The organism is Gloeothece verrucosa PCC 7822 (genome assembly GCF_000147335.1).
Classification (GTDB): Bacteria; Cyanobacteriota; Cyanobacteriia; order Cyanobacteriales; family Microcystaceae; genus Gloeothece; species Gloeothece verrucosa.
Map to the genome: position 1 here is coordinate 428,568 of NC_014501.1, position 18,656 is coordinate 447,223.

18 protein-coding genes are annotated in these 18,656 nt (G+C 39.6%); 13 read left to right on the plus strand and 5 right to left on the minus strand.

What is annotated here, in order from left to right; genetic code table 11:
* Nucleotides 1-8: 8 nt before the first annotated feature.
* The 4 genes from CYAN7822_RS01910 to groL all read left to right on the plus strand — a co-directional run bounded on the left by CYAN7822_RS01910 (nucleotide 9) and on the right by groL (nucleotide 5,420).
* The gene (locus CYAN7822_RS01910) at nucleotides 9-2,624 is read left to right on the plus strand and encodes a P-loop ATPase, Sll1717 family (protein ID WP_013320550.1); all 2,616 of its coding nucleotides are present in this window, start codon (nucleotides 9-11) and stop codon (nucleotides 2,622-2,624) included.
* Between the two features lie 20 nt (nucleotides 2,625-2,644).
* Nucleotides 2,645-3,094, plus strand: coding sequence for a M67 family metallopeptidase (locus CYAN7822_RS01915; protein WP_013320551.1), 450 nt, complete (start codon nucleotides 2,645-2,647; stop codon nucleotides 3,092-3,094).
* A gap of 251 nt (nucleotides 3,095-3,345) precedes the next feature.
* The gene (groES, locus tag CYAN7822_RS01920; protein WP_013320552.1) at nucleotides 3,346-3,657 is read left to right on the plus strand and encodes a co-chaperone GroES; all 312 of its coding nucleotides are present in this window, start codon (nucleotides 3,346-3,348) and stop codon (nucleotides 3,655-3,657) included.
* A gap of 131 nt (nucleotides 3,658-3,788) precedes the next feature.
* Nucleotides 3,789-5,420, plus strand: coding sequence for a chaperonin GroEL (groL, locus tag CYAN7822_RS01925; protein ID WP_013320553.1), 1,632 nt, complete (start codon nucleotides 3,789-3,791; stop codon nucleotides 5,418-5,420).
* Nucleotides 5,421-5,548: 128 nt separating this feature from the next.
* Here the strand turns inward: groL and CYAN7822_RS01930 are convergent, their stop codons facing one another.
* Both CYAN7822_RS01930 and CYAN7822_RS01935 read right to left on the minus strand, forming a co-directional pair.
* On the minus strand, nucleotides 5,549-6,631 hold the full coding sequence (locus CYAN7822_RS01930) for a hypothetical protein (RefSeq protein ID WP_013320554.1): 1,083 nt from the start codon (nucleotides 6,629-6,631) through the stop codon (nucleotides 5,549-5,551).
* Between the two features lie 40 nt (nucleotides 6,632-6,671).
* The gene (locus tag CYAN7822_RS01935; RefSeq protein ID WP_013320555.1) at nucleotides 6,672-7,667 is read right to left on the minus strand and encodes a coiled-coil domain-containing protein; all 996 of its coding nucleotides are present in this window, start codon (nucleotides 7,665-7,667) and stop codon (nucleotides 6,672-6,674) included.
* Between the two features lie 245 nt (nucleotides 7,668-7,912).
* On the opposite strand from CYAN7822_RS01935, the gene CYAN7822_RS01940 reads away from it, so the two are divergent.
* Both CYAN7822_RS01940 and CYAN7822_RS01945 read left to right on the plus strand, forming a co-directional pair.
* A complete protein-coding gene (locus tag CYAN7822_RS01940) occupies nucleotides 7,913-8,263 on the plus strand; it encodes a helix-turn-helix domain-containing protein (protein WP_013320556.1) in 351 nt (116 codons plus the stop codon).
* A gap of 21 nt (nucleotides 8,264-8,284) precedes the next feature.
* Complete coding sequence (locus tag CYAN7822_RS01945) at nucleotides 8,285-8,944, plus strand: ImmA/IrrE family metallo-endopeptidase (protein ID WP_013320557.1); 660 nt, start codon at nucleotides 8,285-8,287, stop codon at nucleotides 8,942-8,944.
* A gap of 59 nt (nucleotides 8,945-9,003) precedes the next feature.
* Here CYAN7822_RS01945 and CYAN7822_RS01950 read toward each other — a convergent pair whose 3' ends face one another.
* The 3 genes from CYAN7822_RS01950 to CYAN7822_RS01955 form a co-directional block, all read right to left on the minus strand.
* Nucleotides 9,004-9,207, minus strand: a complete 204-nt coding sequence (locus CYAN7822_RS01950) for a hypothetical protein (RefSeq protein WP_013320558.1) — start codon at nucleotides 9,205-9,207, stop codon at nucleotides 9,004-9,006.
* 220 nt (nucleotides 9,208-9,427) lie between these two features.
* Nucleotides 9,428-9,550: a hypothetical protein gene (locus tag CYAN7822_RS40100; RefSeq protein ID WP_013320559.1), complete on the minus strand. Its 123-nt coding sequence runs from the start codon at nucleotides 9,548-9,550 to the stop codon at nucleotides 9,428-9,430.
* An 870-nt stretch (nucleotides 9,551-10,420) separates the two neighbouring features.
* Nucleotides 10,421-11,479: a TIGR03790 family protein gene (locus CYAN7822_RS01955; protein WP_013320561.1), complete on the minus strand. Its 1,059-nt coding sequence runs from the start codon at nucleotides 11,477-11,479 to the stop codon at nucleotides 10,421-10,423.
* Nucleotides 11,480-11,803: 324 nt separating this feature from the next.
* Here CYAN7822_RS01955 and CYAN7822_RS01960 point away from each other — a divergent pair, with 324 nt between their 5' ends.
* From CYAN7822_RS01960 to CYAN7822_RS01990, 7 genes are all read left to right on the plus strand, one after another.
* A complete protein-coding gene (locus tag CYAN7822_RS01960) occupies nucleotides 11,804-12,901 on the plus strand; it encodes an RRXRR domain-containing protein (RefSeq protein WP_013320562.1) in 1,098 nt (365 codons plus the stop codon).
* A gap of 60 nt (nucleotides 12,902-12,961) precedes the next feature.
* Nucleotides 12,962-14,275, plus strand: coding sequence for a four-carbon acid sugar kinase family protein (locus CYAN7822_RS01965; protein WP_013320563.1), 1,314 nt, complete (start codon nucleotides 12,962-12,964; stop codon nucleotides 14,273-14,275).
* A gap of 28 nt (nucleotides 14,276-14,303) precedes the next feature.
* Nucleotides 14,304-15,104, plus strand: coding sequence for a septum site-determining protein MinC (gene minC / locus CYAN7822_RS01970; RefSeq protein ID WP_013320564.1), 801 nt, complete (start codon nucleotides 14,304-14,306; stop codon nucleotides 15,102-15,104).
* 76 nt (nucleotides 15,105-15,180) lie between these two features.
* Entirely contained in the window at nucleotides 15,181-15,981 is an 801-nt protein-coding gene (gene minD, locus CYAN7822_RS01975) for a septum site-determining protein MinD (protein ID WP_013320565.1), read from the plus strand.
* Between the two features lie 36 nt (nucleotides 15,982-16,017).
* Entirely contained in the window at nucleotides 16,018-16,311 is a 294-nt protein-coding gene (gene minE / locus CYAN7822_RS01980; RefSeq protein ID WP_013320566.1) for a cell division topological specificity factor MinE, read from the plus strand.
* A 169-nt stretch (nucleotides 16,312-16,480) separates the two neighbouring features.
* A complete protein-coding gene (locus CYAN7822_RS01985; RefSeq protein WP_013320567.1) occupies nucleotides 16,481-18,088 on the plus strand; it encodes a CPBP family intramembrane glutamic endopeptidase in 1,608 nt (535 codons plus the stop codon).
* Nucleotides 18,085-18,603: a GNAT family N-acetyltransferase gene (locus CYAN7822_RS01990; protein WP_013320568.1), complete on the plus strand. Its 519-nt coding sequence runs from the start codon at nucleotides 18,085-18,087 to the stop codon at nucleotides 18,601-18,603. Before CYAN7822_RS01985 ends, CYAN7822_RS01990 begins: the two co-directional genes overlap by 4 nt.
* The last annotated feature ends 53 nt before the right edge of the window (nucleotides 18,604-18,656 follow it).

The window sequence follows — 18,656 nt, forward strand, 5'->3', positions numbered from 1 at the left end:
CCAATTGGATGAATCAGAACGAAATAAAAGAGCAAATCCGTCAAAATTTAAGCGATGAGTCCCTCGACTGTCAAGACTTGCGGGTTCAACCCGATCCCTTTTCAGGTTGGCGTATTGTGGTTGTTTGTGAGGGGTTTGCTGGTAAACCTTATCAAAAAAGAAGAGAAATTACCCTTAAAAAATTAGATAAATTAACCATTGAATCTTTAGATCTTTTGACACCTGATGAACTTGAATGGGCAGGAACTTTACCTATAGATTCTACATTAGAAGATCTTCCTTTATGGCCTGAAGCATTAGCTAGAAGTAGCAATTTTCCCGAAGAAATTATTTTTCCCTCAGATTTAGATGAAGATTTAAACCCCCCTATTATCACTACTTTTTATTCTTTAAGAGGAGGAGTAGGACGCTCCACAGCATTAGCCTATACTGCTAGAATTTTAGCTCGTCGAGGGCGCACTGTACTTTGTGTGGATATGGACTTAGAAGCACCTGGGTTAGCCGCTTTATTTGGCAAAGAAGCAGAAGTCAGAGATGATCAAGGATTATTATCTCTATTGATTGCTCTTGATCAAGGAAATCAACCTAATATTCAAGAACATATTCTGCGAATATCTGAAACGGAAGAATTATATTGTTTACCGGCGGGTATTCCTAACGCTAATTATGCCCGTTTACTAAATTTAATTAACCCTGAAGCTTGGTATCGAGAAGAAGAAAACCCTTTACGAAAGTTAATGGATTTGCTCAGTAATCATCTTTCATTTAAACCTGATGTAATTCTTCTGGATGCTCGTACAGGAATTACCCCTTTAAATGCTCCTTTATTATTTGATCTAGCAGATATAGCAATTATTGTCTTTTTTCCCCATCCTCAAGCCAAAAAAGGAACAGAGGCATTAGTTCGCGCTATGTTAACATCAAAGACAAAACGAAATCAAAAATTAACCCCAGAACCTCGGTTTTTAGTATCACCTATTCCCGCTAGTAAAGCACCAGAAGTAGTAGAAAGATATCAAACTAGGGCGTTAGATTGGATTAGCACTTGGTTATCCAAATTAAAAGAACAACAGTCTGAAAGTAATAAAATTATTGAATCTGAAATTACTCAATTTATTCCTTACCGTGAAGTGATCGCTACTTCAGATCAAACGTTATCAGATCGAGAAATTTGGGAAGATTTTGAACCCGTATCGGAATGGATAGAATTATTTTTACCAACTCGCACTGAACAGAGTCTTTTAAATAGAAGTAATTTATCTGAATCGAAACCCGATGTTTTAGCAGAATTAGAATTTTCGGCAGGAACAGCAGAATATCAGAATAATTTTCTAGAGACTTTTGTCGCTACTGAATTAGTTAATAAAGCTTTACAACCGAGAACTCCGTTAGTGCTAGGTAGAAAAGGGACAGGAAAAACTGCTATTTTTCGTCGTATTATGGAAGGTACTCAACGCCCTTCAGTAGTGGTAATGTCTCCCAGTCCTCTTAAAAAAGAAAGTTTTTGGGTGATTAGTTCTGATGGATTTAAAGAAATTGAAAAAACGCTAACAGATACAGGAGGAAGTTGGCGCGAGTTTTGGATGTTACAAACTTGTTTAGCTTGTTATTTATCTACTCCTGAAAATAACATATTACCTGATGAGTCTTTAGCGCAGTTATTAAATAAACGTACCTTAACTGAATTCCAAGTTATCCAGTGTCTCGAACAGATGTTATCTGTTAATAAGGTAGGACTTTTAGCTAGAGATTGGTTACAACGTCTAGATCAAGCAACCCAAACGGAAACTATTCTTTTATTTGATGGTTTAGATACGGGCTTTGGAAATACTCAATCTGATAGACAACGACGAACTAAAGCTATTGAAGGATTGCTAACTTTAATTACAGACATAGGGGATAATTTATCTAACTTAAAATTTAAGCTTTTGCTTAGAGATGATATTTGGCGGAAACTGAGTTTTGAAAATAAAAGTCATTTTTTTGGGCGTTCTGTTACCCTAAGTTGGGAAGAAAAAGCTGACTTTTTTACAGTTGTTATTAAACAAGCACTTCTTTCTCCAGCTTTTAAAAAAATTACGGCTTCATTTCTTGGTCAAGGGCTACTAGATAATTATGATTATTGGATGGAATCTCAAGTTTTTGAGGTCTGGAATTTATTGGTTGGTGAAAGAATGAGAGGCGCAAAATCGGCTTTTACCCGCAACTGGGTTTGGAATCGTTTAGCTGATGGAAGTGATAACCATAATCCCCGCGCTTTATTACAGCTTTTTGTAGCGGCTAAAGATTGGGAAGTAAAAGAACAAAAAAGAAATAATTATGAAAAAAGTATCATTCGACCTAAAGCCTTAATTTCCTCCTTAGAACGAGTATCTAAAGAAGCTTTAGATGCCTTAATTAAAGAGGAATTCCCCGAGTTACAAGAGCTTGTAGATCATTTAAAAACTTTAGGAAGAACCCCATTTAAAGCTGAAGAAGTTAAAGGCTTTGACGAATTTTTAAAACTAGGTCTAGAGGTAGGATTATTAGCGATATATGAAGGGACTGAGGACGAAGTTCAGCGTTATAAAGTTCCCGATATCTATCGTTTAGGGATAGGAATGACTCGTCAAGGACAAGCTTAATTATTCAACTAGATTAAAATATGATTACACTTACTTTAGAACAACTTCAAACAATTTATATACAGGCTGAAAAAATTTATCCCGAAGAATGCTGCGGTTTACTTCTCGGTAAAATTGAAGGAGAAAATAATCTTGTCAGTGAAGTTAGAGAAACGGAAAATAGTTGGAATGCTGAGGATTTTGAATTTTTATCCCTAACCGAAAGAACGAAACGCACTAATTTTAGTATTGCTCCGGAAGTAATTTTAAAAGTCCAAAAAGAAGCCCGCGATCGCAATTTAGCCATTATCGGCATTTATCATTCCCATCCCGATCACGCGGCTATCCCTTCAGAATTTGATCGCCTGATTGCTTGGCCGCAATATTCTTATGTCATTGCTTCTGTCCGACAAGGAAAAGTGATCGATGTTCGTTGCTGGAAACTCGACAAAGATCATCAATTTCAATCAGAAGAAATCTTAGTTGAGTAACTGACCCACGCACTTCGCTTAACGTGAGTGCGGGACTTGCGAAATTACACAAAGTTTTAATAAGTTCTTGTAACTGTGATTACAGCGCAGTTTTAGCCGCAATTCGGGTAAACTAGCCGATTAGTTCGGGAACCCGTACCGTCAAAGGTGTTGCAAAGGCCTCGGTTGTTTCGCTACATTAGCACTCGTAAGGTGAGAGTGCTAACTCAAACCACGAACTCAGACAAAGTAAGTAATCCGGAGGACATTTCATGGCAGCTATTAGCATTAACGTATCGACAGTAAAACCACTAGGTGATCGCGTTTTTGTCAAAGTTAGCCCATCCGAAGAAAAGACCGCAGGGGGAATTCTCCTACCTGATACCGCTAAAGAAAAACCCCAAGTTGGTGAAGTTGTAGCCGTTGGGCCAGGTAAGCGCAATGACGATGGTAGTCGTTCTCCCATAGAAGTCAAAGTCGGTGACAAAGTTTTATATTCCAAATATGCTGGAACCGACATCAAACTGGGTGGAGAAGATTACGTCCTTCTATCTGAAAAAGATATCTTAGCTGCTGTTGCCTAATTTCTTATCGATCATTGGCTGTGTGTTGTTGGTTTTATCCACAACCCCACAACGAGAAACCCTTTAAGTTTCATTGATCTTTTATTCGCTGTTCACAACTGTTAGCATCAACTGAGCAATCATATACACCTATGGCTAAATCTATCATTTACAACGACGAAGCACGCCGCGCACTAGAACGAGGAATGGATATCCTCGCTGAATCTGTAGCCGTTACTCTCGGTCCAAAAGGACGTAACGTAGTATTAGAAAAGAAATTTGGTGCCCCGCAGATTGTTAACGACGGGATCACCATTGCTAAAGAAATTGAATTAGAAGATCACATTGAGAATACCGGCGTTTCTTTAATTCGTCAAGCCGCTTCTAAAACCAATGATGTCGCTGGAGACGGGACCACCACCGCTACCGTACTCGCTCACGCAATGGTTAAAGAAGGGTTACGCAACGTTGCTGCTGGTGCTAACCCCATTTCTATCAAGCGTGGGATCGACAAAGCGACCGAGTATTTAGTCGGCAAGATTGCAGAACACGCTAAACCGGTTGAAGACTCCAAAGCGATCTCTCAAGTGGGTGCCATCTCTGCGGGTAACGATGAAGAAGTCGGCAGCATGATCGCTCAAGCGATGGATAAAGTCGGTAAGGAAGGGGTTATCTCCCTCGAAGAAGGGAAGTCCATGACGACCGAACTCGAAATTACCGAAGGGATGCGCTTTGATAAGGGTTATATCTCTCCCTACTTCGTGACTGATACAGAGCGCATGGAGTGCGTTTTCGATGACCCCGCCATCCTGCTCACCGATAAGAAAATCGCGCTAGTACAAGATTTAGTGCCTGTATTAGAACAGGTTGCTCGTGCTGGCAAACCGTTATTAATTCTCGCTGAAGATATCGAAAAAGAAGCGCTTGCTACTCTAGTCGTTAACCGTCTGCGCGGTGTATTAAATGTCGCTGCGGTTAAAGCACCGGGTTTTGGCGATCGCCGTAAGCAAATGCTCGAAGATATCGCGGTTCTGACTGGTGGTCAAGTGATCAGCGAAGATGCTGGACTCAAGCTAGAAAATACCAAGCTTGATATGCTCGGTAAAGCTCGCCGTATTACCATCACCAAAGATAACACCACCATTGTTGCTGAAGGTAACGAAGCGGGTGTTAAAGCGCGTTGCGAACAAATTCGCCGTCAAATCGAAGAAACCGAGTCTTCTTACGACAAAGAAAAATTACAAGAACGTCTTGCTAAGTTATCCGGTGGGGTTGCAGTCATTAAAGTGGGTGCTGCTACCGAAACCGAAATGAAAGACCGCAAACTCCGCTTAGAAGACGCGATCAACGCAACTAAAGCGGCTGTGGAAGAAGGGATCGTTCCTGGTGGCGGTACTACCTTAGCTCATTTAACTCCTACCCTCGAAGAGTGGGCAAAAGCTAACCTCAAGACTGAAGAGTTAACCGGTGCGCTAATTGTTGCTCGTGCGTTAACGGCTCCCTTAAAGCGTATTGCTGAAAATGCCGGACAAAATGGTGCTGTTGTCGCTGAACGGGTAAAAGAGAAGGAATTCAACGTCGGTTATAATGCCGCTAATGATACCTTCACCAATATGCTAGAAGCGGGTATCGTTGACCCTGCTAAGGTAACTCGTTCTGCTCTGCAAAATGCGGCTTCTATTGCAGGTATGGTTCTCACCACTGAGTGTATTGTGGTTGACAAACCTGAAAAAGAAAAATCTGCTGCGGGTGCTGGCGCTGGCGGCGGTGATTTTGATTACTAATCTTTAATTGAATTCCGTGAACTGATGATAGGGTGGGTAGTAGGCCCACCTTATTTGTTTTTAACACCAATGTCTAAAAAAGTCCCCACCTATCAATTATCTAAAAAATACCCACATTGAACGGTGGATTATTTATTTTTCGGCTGATTTTTGGCTTGTTCTATAGCAATTTCGCGGATAGCATCATAAGAACTCCGATTAGATGAGCCTTCTATCGCTTTAACCGCTAAGTCTTGTACTTGTTTCAGTGCGGCTTCGAGTTGTTGACTTAAGTTGCGAATTCTTCCTTCTTGGGTTTGAATGGTTTGTTGTAAAGAAGACAGTCTTAATTCATAATTTTTTCTTTCTCCTTCTATTTCTTTATTGCGTAAATCGGCTTTAATTTTTGCCTGATAATTACCAATTCCTTTGCCTTCTTCTTTACCTTGTTTAATTTTGGCTTCGAGTTCTTTCTCAAAGTCTTCTACTTTAGCTTTAGCTTCTGCTTGTTCTTTTTCTCGTTTAGCAATGCTTTCTTCTCGCTCTTTCCATTGTTTTTCTTGGGTTTGACGAGCTTCAGATAACTCTTGATATTGAGTTTTCTTTTGCTGTTCGTACTGTTCTAAATCCAAACTTCTTTCTAAGTTTAAATTGTACCAATATTCTTCTTCTTCTCGTTCTAGATTTTTTTGATAGTCATCATTGCGGGTTTTAATTTCTCGATTGTGATTTTCTTGTTCTTTTCTCCAAGCTGTTCGTAAATCTTGAATTTCTTGTAATAAGGTTTCTCGCTGCTGATTTATTTCTTCTCCAAAGGTCTTAGAATTTTCCTCATAAGATTGAATTAAGGTATCTAGAGTATTTTCTTCAACGGTTTCTACTTGATGCAATTGTTGTAATTGTTCGAGTTCTTCCGCTAACTCTTCTCTTAAGTCTTCAAGGGTGGAAGCTTCGGCAATCAGTTTTTCTGATAAATTGCTGACGGAACTTCCAAAACCCACTTGTAAGTTTTCTAGATTTTGCAGAATTTGAGAAATATTAGCTTGAAGAATTTGAGGCGCTTTTACGGCTGTATTGTTTGTGGTAGTATTGGGCATGGTTTGGCTCGCTTCAGTTGCTTTCAGTTTACTAAGTTTTTTCAGTTGGGCTTCGATTTCTACTTTTTCTTTTTCTAATTCTTCAAAAGCTTGTAAAATTTCGGTCTTGGTGCTTTTAGAATTGATTTTAGCCATGAATTAACTCCTAAATAAAATTCAAGTTTTTTTCAAAATACTAGGCGGTTTTAGTTGCTGTGCCATTGGTTTGAAAGGCTCTCATGGCTAAGTTTTGCGCTTGAGTGGTAGCCGCTTGTAATTGAGCCGTGAGTTCCGCTATCTGTTCATTATTCCGAGTAATTGCCGCTTCTAGAGATTGAAGGCTTAACTCATATCCTTGCTTAGAAAGTTCCCAATCTTTCTCAAATAGGTCTGTTCTAACTTTTGCGTCTCTTTCTGCTTCTTTAATTGCTTCTCCTTTAGCTTTGTTGTATTCTTCTTTCAGTTTTTCTTCAAAACCGCTTATCTTCTTCAGATTCTCTTGGAATTCTTTTTCATGCTCGGTTAAGACTTTTTCTCGTTCTTTCCACCCTTTTTCTTTTTCTTTATTCACTTGTTGTAACTCTCGTTGTTGTTGTCGTTTTTTCTCCTCATATTCATCGGTTTCTATTTTGCGGTCGCGCTCAAGATGGTATTGATAATCTGCCGCTTCTTCCTGCCGTTTATTCGCGGTTAATTCGGCAGTTTCAGTCACTTTTATTTCAAAGTCTTGTTGTTCTTTTTCCCAAGTTTTGCGAGTTTGGGCCATGTCTTTTTCTATGGTTTCTCGTTGCTCGGCGGTCTGTTCTTGCAAAATTCTTAACTGTTCTTGATGTTCCTGTCTTAAAATATGAAGGGCATCAGCAACTAAGCGGACTTTCCGCAATTCTTCTAATTGTTCTTTTTGCACGCCGATGGCTTTTCGTAGTTCATCTAATTTAGATGATTCTGAGGTTAATCTTTCGGATAATTCATTAATAATTTTACTAAAATCTAATTGTAGAGAAGCCATGCTGTTAACGATATTATCCACCGTATATTGAGCCGCTTCTTCTAATAATTGTTGATTCTTTTGCTTTTCAAATTCTTCCTCTTTGGTGGCTACTCGGGATTCCCCTTTTTTTAGCTCTGCCATCAGTTTAGAAAAAGCCTGTAAAATTTGCTCTTTACTCAGAGGTGATGTGAATTGACTCATAATTTTAATACTCCAAAAATTAACAGTGCGTCAAAATTAGCCCCATCTTTTCATCAAGAAGGGTGCGACGAAGCCTGAAAATAGCTTTGTCTATATAGTTCCCCAATTCGGACTCGGAATTATCAACTCCTGTCCATTAGGAATCTTTCGGGTGAGATTGCAAACTTGATTTTTTCTTCAACACTGCTATAATAAACTTATGTTGATTTTTTCGTCAAGTAGTTACAAGGAAAAATTAAACGGACGTGGAAGAGAATTTTGGTCAAATCATTCGGAAAGCTAGGAAAGACAAGGGATTGAGCCAACGCGAGTTAGCGGAGTCACTCGGTCTTGACTTCACCTATTTGTCTAAATTAGAGAATAATCGGGCAGATTATGCGCCAAAAGAAGATATTATTCGGGCTTTAGCCGAAAATTTAGGGTTAGATGCTGAGGAATTAATCTTTTTAGCCGGGCGCATTCCCCAAGGCGATGAAGACTTTCTCAAGCAAAACTATAAAACGATGCCTACTTTATTTCGCCGCTTGAGGGAAAATCCGGAATTCGCCCAACGGGTATTCCAAGAAGCGATTAAAGCAGAAAAACAGCAAAAATAATGCATCTGTGGGGGGAGATTTATGCCTAAGTCTTTAACATTACCGATTTTTAAACCCTATCGTTTTATTAGCAAAGCAGAAATAGAAGCCAAAGCTACCGCTATTCTCCAACAGATGCAGCAAGTGCCTAATTATCGCCCTAAATGGCCCCTAGATGCCAGCCGCGTTGCGGAATTTTTGGGCTTAGATGTCGTTTGGGATAGCATTGTCTCGGATGAAAAAGGACAAATTGCGGCGAGAATTTTGCCTTTAGAGCATCTGATTGAAATTAATGAGGATATCCCTACCCTGAGAAGCGGCTTTGGGGAGTCTACCATTGCTCATGAAATTGGTCATTGGGTGTTACATATTAATCCAGAGGCAGTCAAGCAAGCGTTACATCTAGAAAGATTAGGTCGCAAAATTCAGGTAGAACCTTTACTCTGTCGTAGTCAGAATAATTTAGAAGGCATCGAATGGCAAGCTCAGTATTTTGCGAGTTGTTTATTGATGCCAGAGTATAAATTAAAAGAAGTTAGTCAAGGGCGAAATTTGAGCCGATGGCGGCATCTATATGAAATGGCGGCGGAGTTGGGGGTGACAATTTCTAATTTGATTTATCGTCTTAAAGATATGGGTTGGATTGATCTGTCTGAGCATTCTTACAACAATCAATTACCCACCATTAAGCGGCTTGTCTAAAAAATTCTCACCTCTAATTGCTGTAGAGGCGTTACCTGCAACGTCTCTACCTACAAAATTTAACCTTTTAATTCTAAAATGTATTCCCCATGCTCGGGTATCCAACTTATCCATTGATGTTTACTGAGTTGGCAGATTAACAGCGCTTCATCATGGGCAAAAGGACTAGGTAATTCTTCTAGGGGTATCCACATCCCGGGTTGAGGTGTTCTTAAGAAGGGCACTGAAGAAACTGATGTTTTGTATATTTCTCTTGCTTGCATAGCTATCACCCTCTTTAATTTAAGACTATATTGTATCAAAATATACTAAAAATTATATCAGTAACAAAAGTTACAAAATTTTTTAATAAAAAGTAATTTTTAATACAGAAATATTTACTAATCTTAACTTCAATCCTAAATAAGCAAGCTCAACAAAAAAATAGAGGGTTCTGTTCAACCCCCTACCATAACAAATGCTTTTCCTGATATAATTCTTATCCTAAAAGGTTCCAGCCAAAATCAGTCCGGTGAGTACAGTAAAGAGGATGATACCACCAAAAATCCAGGCAATTATCGTATCGCCGGGCTTGGCTACTTTATCAGGTTTGGGTTGCTGTGTCATTTTTATCTCCTTTTATTAAAAATCCTTCTGCGTCGATCCTATGGAGAGGATTGTCTGTGACAGGAAATCTTAAGATTTGCTTAAGATTTATGACTTTCCCGTTCCTGTGGCGCTTAAGAAAAGATTATCTAATATTTATAAGTAGGTGGGCATAATTAAACGTAAAACGGAGAGAGGGAACACCGGATCTGGGAACAGGGAACAGGCAGGGCTATTTCATTCTTTTGAAACGCTCACAGGCTAAAGCCGCTAGCTCTGCGTACCAAGCCTGCCTACGCAGGCTAAAAGGCTCATAATTCGTCAGATAGCCCGCGCAGGCGGGCTTTGTTCGTGAGCAACTACCCTTCAGGGTTAGGGTGTTTGAGAGAATGAAATAGCCCTGGGGAACAGGGAACAGGCAACAAATAAGGAATTGGGCATTTTTAAGAGTTAATAAGAGTGTTCATTTATTTTTGCCCACCTACTTATTTAAACGTTAATATAAGGTGCGCTACTGTCTGGTTATAACGCACCCAAATTGATTATCTATAATTTTTCTAGAAAATACCAACGAGAACAATAAAGGTAAATAAACACAATAAGGCCATCAGACCGAGGATAAAGCCAATTATGGTATCATCATGTTTTACTTCTGTAGGATGTTCCATTTTTATCACCCTCTTTTAAAAAAATCTAATGCGTTGATTCTAATCAAGTTATTCTCTAAACTTCTGGTTTATTATTATTATTTAATAATTAAAAAATATTTTTTAAACTTAATTAATGTGATTACTTACAGGAATATTAAAATTACTAAATACAGCCAGGTTTAAGTATTTTTACTAAACAAATAGTAGTTAACAATACTCATCATTATTGCTGAAAAAAACGCTAGTTGTCAATTTTGGGAAAAGGTCTAGCCAGAGGTTCTCCAATAAAAATCCCTTGTCCGGGCATAGCGACACTCTTCCAATAAGCCTCTAAGAGAGTATCGCCTTTTAAATAATGTTTCATCAAAACCCCTGGATTAGAAAATTTTTCAGGAAAATTGCAAGGTTCAACCACTGTACCATAACTGCCAGTTGCGCCGCTTTGTAGCCAACGAAGACTACTCATTTGAGAACTATTGGTTAATTGTCCACCATAAGAGGTTAAATGATCAGCAATTGCACCCGGCAAAAAAACATTACTATCGAGTTTATTAACCTTGGGAACGCCAGTAAAATAAAACATCACATCAGACTTATTCTCTAGAGCATCGGCATAAATAATCTTAATCAGAAATCGCTGTCCCAATTCCTTGAGAATATTCAGATAGTCTAACCCCCGAACATTACGAGCTTTATCGTTGGTACTGACAAGATAAGCCGTTCCTTTAGGATTTTTTCCATCAGCCGCGATCCCTTTATCAATTAACTTTTTCGCCTCGCTAACTTTAGTAGCGGCAATAGCGACAGTAGGGCGAAATTTAAAAGTTTGATAGGGTTGAGAAGTATCACTATCAAAATAAGCACTGATGTGGGTAGGAAAACAGCCACTAGCACAATAACTGCTATCATACCCAAAAGCAAAAGCACTGGTAATAGACATACAACCAACACGATAAGGACTCGCCCAGGTTAAAGCATAAGCTTGAATATGAGCGGGCGTTTGAGCATCCACTTGTGTTTTAAGTTCCTGGAACTCTAGAGGTGATAAAGCAACACGATTCGGCTTAAATTTAATATAGATAAGATTTTGCGGCGGAATTTTGCGTTTCTGTTGATAATATTGTCCAATTTCTACACTCGTTGGGTCAGATTGATTGATAATAATCCCTAGCTGATCAGAAGTCAGTTTCTTGTGCTTGTTGAAGGGAAAAGCTTCCTTGATCCAACTACAGCCTGATAGACTGAGGAATACCCATACAACGAGAAAAAAGCGGCGACTCAACAAACCAAAGCGAATCACGGTAGCCAATAAACTATACTTACCTTATTCATTTTAAGAACAAATCCACGAATAAGTCAGTCAAAGTGAGACAATAACTAAGGGCAAGAAACAGGAAGAGCAATTCACCAACCCCGCCGGTCAAGGGACGGGGATTGAGAACCCCAAAGTTCTCGACGTTAAGCGGTGAATAGTCCAGTAAGCCTAGTTTCAGTCAAACACTTCCAAGTTCTTCCCTAGCTTGGATTATCTGTAAACTCTTTTGGGAGAGTGTTGTTAAAGACAAGACATCTGGAACTGGGTGGACGAAGGGACTTAAACTTAACTCTTTAAGGATTATCTCCAATGGAAAGAGTACCTGTTATCTCAAAAGAAGGAAAACCGTTAATGCCCACCAAATCTAGCCGGGCAAGAAAATGGATAAAAGACGGTAAAGCTGTTGGTAAATTCAATGACTTAAACCAATTTTATGTTCAACTAGCTGTCGAGCCATCTGACAGTAAAATTCAACTTATATCTATAGGGATTGACCCAGGTAAGCTGTTTTCAGGTATAGGTGTTCAGTCTTCGTCATATTCTTTATGGACTGGACATTTAGAATTACCTTTTAAAACAGTTAAAAAGCGTATGGAAGATCGCCGAATGATGCGTCGTGCAAGACGAGGAAGGCGGATTAATCGAAATCTACCTTTTGAATTAAGAGCGCACCGTGAAAAACGTTTTAACAACCGCAAACAAGGTAAACTACCTCCATCAATTCGCGCTAACCGACAACTTGAATTGAGAGTCATCAAAGAACTGTGTAAAGTCTTTCCGATAACCGACATTTACTTTGAATATGTAAAAGTCGATGTCGACTTAACTTCGGGTAGGAAAAAAGCACGTTCAGGAAAAGGGTTTTCTCCTGTGATGGTTGGTCAAAAATGGATGTTAGAGCAACTAAGACAGTTGGCCAATGTTCATACCCGTTATGGATGGCAGACCTCTAACTTAAGACAACATTTAGGATTAGAAAAGTCTAAAGACAAGGCAAAGCAATCTAAAGAAAGTCATGCCAATGATGGTTTAACCTTAGCTTGTTTTCAGTTTTTGGATTATAAATCTTTTCAGACTGTTAATAGTCAAGGTCATCACTGGGTAGGTTCAGTAGCAATAACAAGTTGTCCATTTGCTGTTATCAAAAGACCGCCATTTAGCCGTCGTCAACTTCATCTTATGCTCCCAAGCCAAGGAGGGTTAAGACGTAAATATGGTGGGACAACAACTGATTTTGATTTAATAAAAGGCGATTTAGTTGATTCTCCCAAAGGAATTGGCTATGTCTCAGGTCAAACTAAAAAACAAATATCTGTCAGCGATGCTAACTGGAAACGGTTAGGACAGATAGCCTTTAGTAAAGTAACGTTAATTCGCCGTTCTACTGGCTTAATTGTTAGTTACTAAAGTTTTATAAAGCCCTCCTTCGCTTCGCTAAAGGAGGGGGTTTCAAACCCAAAATTTTCGATGAGTAGTAAACCGAAAATTATCGTTTTAGACGACGATCCCACCGGTTCGCAAACCGTTCACAGTTGCTTATTATTGATGAATTGGGATGTGGACACCTTGCGCTTAGGACTAAAAGACGAAGCCGCTATTTTTTTTGTTCTCACCAATACTAGAGCCTTACCTCCCTTCAAAGCGGCAGAGGTAACTCGCGAAGTATGTCATAACCTCAAAATCGCCATAGAAGCAGAAGGAATTGAAGAATATTTAGTGGTTAGTCGTTCGGATTCCACCTTACGAGGACATTATCCCATTGAAACAGATGTAATTGCCGAAGAATTAGGCCCATTTGATGCTCATTTTCTCATTCCGGCCTTTTTTGAAGGCGGACGCATCACCAAAGACAGTATTCATTATTTAATCATTGATGGTGTTCCCACCCCCGTTGCTCAAACAGAATTTGCCAAAGATTCCGTTTTCGCCTATCATCACAGTTACCTCCCCGACTATGTAGAAGAAAAAACCCGAGGACGCATTAAAGCCGCACAAGTAGAACGATTTTTACTCTCAGATCTTCGTACAGGAAGCCTCGAGCGACTGATGAAATTACAGGGAAATCAATGCGTGGTGGTGGATGGAGAAAACCAAGCCGACTTAGATCGATTAGCATCAGAGATTATAAAAGCGGCACAAGCCGGAAAACGCTTCTTATTTCGCAGTGCCGCCAGTATTTTAACCTCTTTAGCCCAACTGGGTAAACAACCCATTGCGGCCCAAGAAATGGCAAAATATAAACCCACCGATCAACCCGGTGTGGTGTTAGTCGGTTCTCATGTCAAAAAAACCAGCCAACAGCTAGAACAATTACTCACTGAACCCACCGTAGAAGGAATTATTGTAGAAGTAGAGCAATTACGCGATGAACCCAGTCAACGCGATCAGATCCTCGAAGAAATTTTGCAAAAAGTTAAAACCGTGCATCAATCAGGGAAAACCCCTGTAATTTATACCTCTCGGCAAGAATTAACCTTTGAAACTGTACAAAAGCGGCTAGACTTTGGCATTGCTGTCTCTTCTTTATTAATGGATGTGGTGAAAGGTTTACCCAAAGAGATTAGTTTTCTCATCAGCAAAGGCGGAATTACCTCTAATGATGTATTAAGTACCGGATTAAGTTTAAGATCGGCTCGTTTGTTAGGTCAAATTTTAGCCGGTTGCTCAATGGTTAGAACCCCAGAAAATCATCCGTTATTTCCTAATTTGCCCGTTGTTCTCTTTCCGGGCAATGTGGGAGATGCTCAAGGATTAGCGACCGTTTATCGTCGTTTAAGATAAAGCTATTATATTAATCATCCCCTAGAAAATGGATTCTTCCCCGCCAACCGCCAACCCGACTCAAACCCCTTCCCCTCCTTTAACAGAACTTTATTCACAAGTTCATCTAAAAACCGAGGGAGAAAAACTCTTAATTATTCTTCCCAAACCCGGACAACGAGAACCCATCAACGAATGGATGGAACTCGAACAAGGACTAAAACATTGTCTAAAACGAAGTGAACCCTTTTGGAGTGCGGATACCCCTGTACATCTGATTGTAGAGGATAGACTTTTAGATACCCGACAATTACAAATTCTGGCCCAAATCTTACAAGAATCTCAACTCCAACTCAAAACCATTCAAACCAGCCGCCGTCAAACCGCCGTCGCTGCGGCTACCTCGGGTTATTCCGTCGAACAACAACCCATTACCCAAACCTATGCCGCTCACTCGATGCAGAAACAAATTCTCCCAGCCGAACCTCTTTATCTAAAAATGACGGTTCGATCTGGTGTAGAAATACGTCATCCTGGTACAGTAATCATCCAAGGAGATGTTAACCCAGGAGGTACAATTATCGCAGACGGAGACATTTTAATTTGGGGGTGTTTACGGGGAGTCGCTCATGCCGGTGCCACAGGAAACTCTGAATGTACCATTATGGCTTTGCGAATGGAACCGACTCAGCTTAGAATTGCCGATGTCGTCGCTAGAGCGCCTTCGATCTCGCCGGCACAATTTGAGCCGGAAGTGGCTTTTATTACTCCAGAAGGCATCCGCATTGATCAGGCGTATAATTTTCCCAAAACCCATTCTTTTAACTCAGAAATGGGCGGCTGGAAATAAGTTATTAAACGCTTGTATCATGCCTGATCACCGATTAAATTTTGAATAAATGAATCCGCACATGAGTGAATCAACTATGGGTCGTATAATGGTCGTTACCTCTGGTAAGGGGGGAGTCGGAAAAACAACTGTGACTGCTAATTTAGGCACAGGATTAGCCAAATTAGGTGCTAGAGTTGCCTTAGTGGATGCAGATTTTGGTTTAAGAAATTTAGACTTACTGCTAGGACTAGAACAAAGAGTCGTTTATACAGCCATCGATGTTTTGGCCGGAGAGTGTACTCTAGAAAAAGCCCTCGTTAAAGATAAACGTCAAGAAGGGTTAGTGCTATTGCCAGCCGCTCAAAATCGCACTAAAGAAGCGGTTAACCCCGAGCAAATGCAAGAGCTAACCGATAAACTGGCTAAGAGTTATGATTATGTCATCATCGATTGTCCTGCTGGCATAGAAATGGGATTTCGCAATGCTGTCGCTCCGGCTCAAGAGGCGATCATTGTCACCACTCCAGAAATGGCGGCTTTACGAGATGCTGATCGCGTCGTAGGGTTACTCGAAAATGAGGATATTAAAAGTATCCGCTTAATTGTCAACCGCGTTAGACCAGAAATGATCCAACTCAATCAGATGATTAGTGTCGAGGATATTTTAGATTTGCTCGTTATTCCTCTGATTGGAATTGTCCCTGATGATGAGCGAATTATTACCTCCACTAACCGAGGTGAACCTGTTGTCGGAGAAGAAAAACCGTCCCTGCCGGCTATGGCTTTTATGAATATTGCTCGCCGTCTTCAAGGAGATGATGTTCCTTTTCTCGATTTGATGACTAATCAAGATAATATTATTACCCGTCTTCTTCGTCGTTTTTTAGGTAAGTAATATTGTGTTTTTATCTACCCGAGTCAAATTAAACCAATGATTATTGAATTGCTAGAAAAAATTTTTTCTTGGTCAGGTTCAAATAAAAGTGGCAAGGAAGCCAAACGTCGTCTAAAACTCATCATTGCTCATGATCGTTTAGGCATCAATCCCGAAGCCCTTGAAGCCATGCGAAAAGAACTTTTAGAAGTGGTGAGTCGTTATGTAGAAATTGATCCAGAAGAAACCGAGTTATCCATAGAAAGTGACCAAAGAATGACAGTTTTAATCGCTAATTTGCCGATTAGAAAAGTGAAACGCTTCCCGAAAATGTCTAGCCCTGAGTCATAATTTGTTGATCACTAAATTGGGCAGCAATTCTCAAGCGATGGGTCAGAAAACTCTCAAGGGATTTTAACTCTGCTCTAGGCGAATCCGAAAATTTTTCTATTTTTCTACGTAGAATAAACTTGATTAAGATAAGATAGACAAATTGAGAATCCCACAATAAAGAGGTTCCATGACAATCAAGCGAGTAATTTTAGGGGTGTTAACTGTTGTAGCACTAATCCCCGTCCTGTTCAATTTGATTGGGAGTGTCAATCAGCCGCAGGTTCAAGCTAACTTACAACTCTATCAAACAAATTTAATTTTACAGGCTTCAGAATTATCATTAGATGCCTTTCCTAACTCATCATCAACCGCCGGTGCTGAGGTGGGCGGCTGGCGTGCGGCTATACTGGGAAATGAGCCTTATAAGCTGGCTCAAAATCAATATGAAGAAGCCAAAAAATTAGCCGAAAAAAATCTATCAAAACTCGAAGATAAACTCAATATATTATCGGAAAATCAACCGGAAATTACAGTAGAAAATAAAATTAATTTATCTAAATTACTGTCCAATAATACAGAAAAAAACGAATTAAAACAAAAAATTAATCAAGAAAAAAAATCGATAGCGGCTCTAGAGTTAAAATTAGGATTGATTCAAGCAAAAAGAGGAGAAATACAAGAAGCCAAAGAAATTTGGCAAAGATTAGCGAGTGGAGTGTCTCCCGAACTAACTAAAGATAAAATAGCTACCACAGCCGCAATATTAAAACAATTATGGAGTCAACCCTCAACAATTTCGAAAACCGTAGAACCAACTTTAAAAACCAATCTTCAAGGATGGTTCCGCTATGCGGCATTAAGACAATTATACGAAACAACCCATCAGCAAGAAGCTCTGGCTAACCTGGAAAAACAAGAACAAGCCATAGCCACTCAAGCGGCTAGTAAATTAGCTTTAATTTCAGGCATTCCCATCCTCGCTGGAATTATTGGATTAGGTCTATTAATTTTCCTGTTAATTCAATTATTGATCAATCCAAAAAAAGCACTATTAACTATTACTGATGCACAAGCCTGGGAAACCCCTTGGGGAGGAGAAACCATCTGGCAAGTTTTAATCGTTGGCTTTGTATTTTTCGGACAAATTTTGTTGCCGCTTGTATTTAGCTTGGGATTTGGATTGTTAGAGATAAATCCTAGTAGTTTCAGTTTAAGAGCTAAAGCCATCTATGTGTTTTTGAGCTATATAATAATGGCTTTGGGAGGATTTTCAGTCTTATATTTATCCATAAGACCTTATTTTCCGATTCCTAAAGATTGGTTTCGTTTTCGCTGGCTAAGTAACTGGATAGTTTGGGGATTAGGCGGTTATTTAGTGGCAATTCCTTTAGTGGTTATTGTATCGTTAATTAATCAAAAAATTTGGCAAGGAGAAGGCGGAAGTAATCCATTATTAATGTTAGCTTTAGAGTCTCAAGATACCGTCGCTTTAATCATCTTTTTCGTCACAGCCGCTATAGCCGCTCCTCTGTTTGAAGAAGTGATGTTTAGAGGATTTTTATTGCCTTCCTTAACTCGTTATATACCGGTATGGGCGGCAATTGGGGTGAGTGGATTAATTTTTGCTGTGGCTCACCTGAATGTATCAGAAGTGATGCCTTTAGCGACATTAGGGATTATATTAGGGGTAGTTTATACGCGCTCACGGAATTTGCTATCTTCAATGTTACTTCACAGCCTTTGGAATAGCGGAACTCTCTTAAGTCTATTTCTTCTAGGGAGTGGTGCGGGATGAAAATACGGGATGCTAGAGAAACTGATTTAGCGACTATTGTGGAGATTTATAATGCCAGTATTCCCAGTCGTTTAGCAACGGCAGACCTTAATCCTATCACCGTAGAAAGCCGGCTCAATTGGTTTTATGATCACCCCCCAGAAACTAGACCTGTTTGGGTCATGGAAATTGATAATATTGTGGTGGGATGGCTCAGTTTTCAATCTTTTTTAGGTCGTCCGGCTTATCAGTGTACAGCCGAATTGAGTTTATATGTTGCCCCGAATTATAAACGTCAAGGTATTGGACAGAAACTTTTAGAACAAGCGATTGATAAAAGTCCTAGGCTTGGGCTAAATACGTTAATTGGTTACATTTTTGCTCATAATAAACCGAGTTTACAACTGTTTACTAAATATGATTTTCAGCAATGGGGTTTTCTGCCTAATGTGGCTGTATTAGATGGCGTTGAGAGAGATTTAATTATTGTTGGACGAAGGGTTGGTAACAGGTTAACAACAGTTGATAAGATTTGATCGCCGTAAATCCCCCTTAATAAGAGGGACTTTTCGGACATAAAATCGTTGTT

Bases quoted from the DNA above. Each gene is read 5' to 3' on its own strand.
- CYAN7822_RS01910 (WP_013320550.1), top strand. From the start codon at position 9: ATGAATCAGAACGAAATAAAAGAGCAAATCCGTCAAAATTTAAGCGAT.
- CYAN7822_RS01915 (WP_013320551.1), top strand. From the start codon at position 2,645: ATGATTACACTTACTTTAGAACAACTTCAAACAATTTATATACAGGCT.
- groES (WP_013320552.1), top strand. From the start codon at position 3,346: ATGGCAGCTATTAGCATTAACGTATCGACAGTAAAACCACTAGGTGAT.
- groL (WP_013320553.1), top strand. From the start codon at position 3,789: ATGGCTAAATCTATCATTTACAACGACGAAGCACGCCGCGCACTAGAA.
- CYAN7822_RS01930 (WP_013320554.1), bottom strand. From the start codon at position 6,631: ATGGCTAAAATCAATTCTAAAAGCACCAAGACCGAAATTTTACAAGCT.
- CYAN7822_RS01935 (WP_013320555.1), bottom strand. From the start codon at position 7,667: ATGAGTCAATTCACATCACCTCTGAGTAAAGAGCAAATTTTACAGGCT.
- CYAN7822_RS01945 (WP_013320557.1), top strand. From the start codon at position 8,285: ATGCCTAAGTCTTTAACATTACCGATTTTTAAACCCTATCGTTTTATT.
- CYAN7822_RS01950 (WP_013320558.1), bottom strand. From the start codon at position 9,207: ATGCAAGCAAGAGAAATATACAAAACATCAGTTTCTTCAGTGCCCTTC.
- CYAN7822_RS40100 (WP_013320559.1), bottom strand. From the start codon at position 9,550: ATGACACAGCAACCCAAACCTGATAAAGTAGCCAAGCCCGGCGATACG.
- CYAN7822_RS01960 (WP_013320562.1), top strand. From the start codon at position 11,804: ATGGAAAGAGTACCTGTTATCTCAAAAGAAGGAAAACCGTTAATGCCC.
- CYAN7822_RS01965 (WP_013320563.1), top strand. From the start codon at position 12,962: ATGAGTAGTAAACCGAAAATTATCGTTTTAGACGACGATCCCACCGGT.
- minC (WP_013320564.1), top strand. From the start codon at position 14,304: ATGGATTCTTCCCCGCCAACCGCCAACCCGACTCAAACCCCTTCCCCT.
- minD (WP_013320565.1), top strand. From the start codon at position 15,181: ATGGGTCGTATAATGGTCGTTACCTCTGGTAAGGGGGGAGTCGGAAAA.
- minE (WP_013320566.1), top strand. From the start codon at position 16,018: ATGATTATTGAATTGCTAGAAAAAATTTTTTCTTGGTCAGGTTCAAAT.
- CYAN7822_RS01985 (WP_013320567.1), top strand. From the start codon at position 16,481: ATGACAATCAAGCGAGTAATTTTAGGGGTGTTAACTGTTGTAGCACTA.
- CYAN7822_RS01990 (WP_013320568.1), top strand. From the start codon at position 18,085: ATGAAAATACGGGATGCTAGAGAAACTGATTTAGCGACTATTGTGGAG.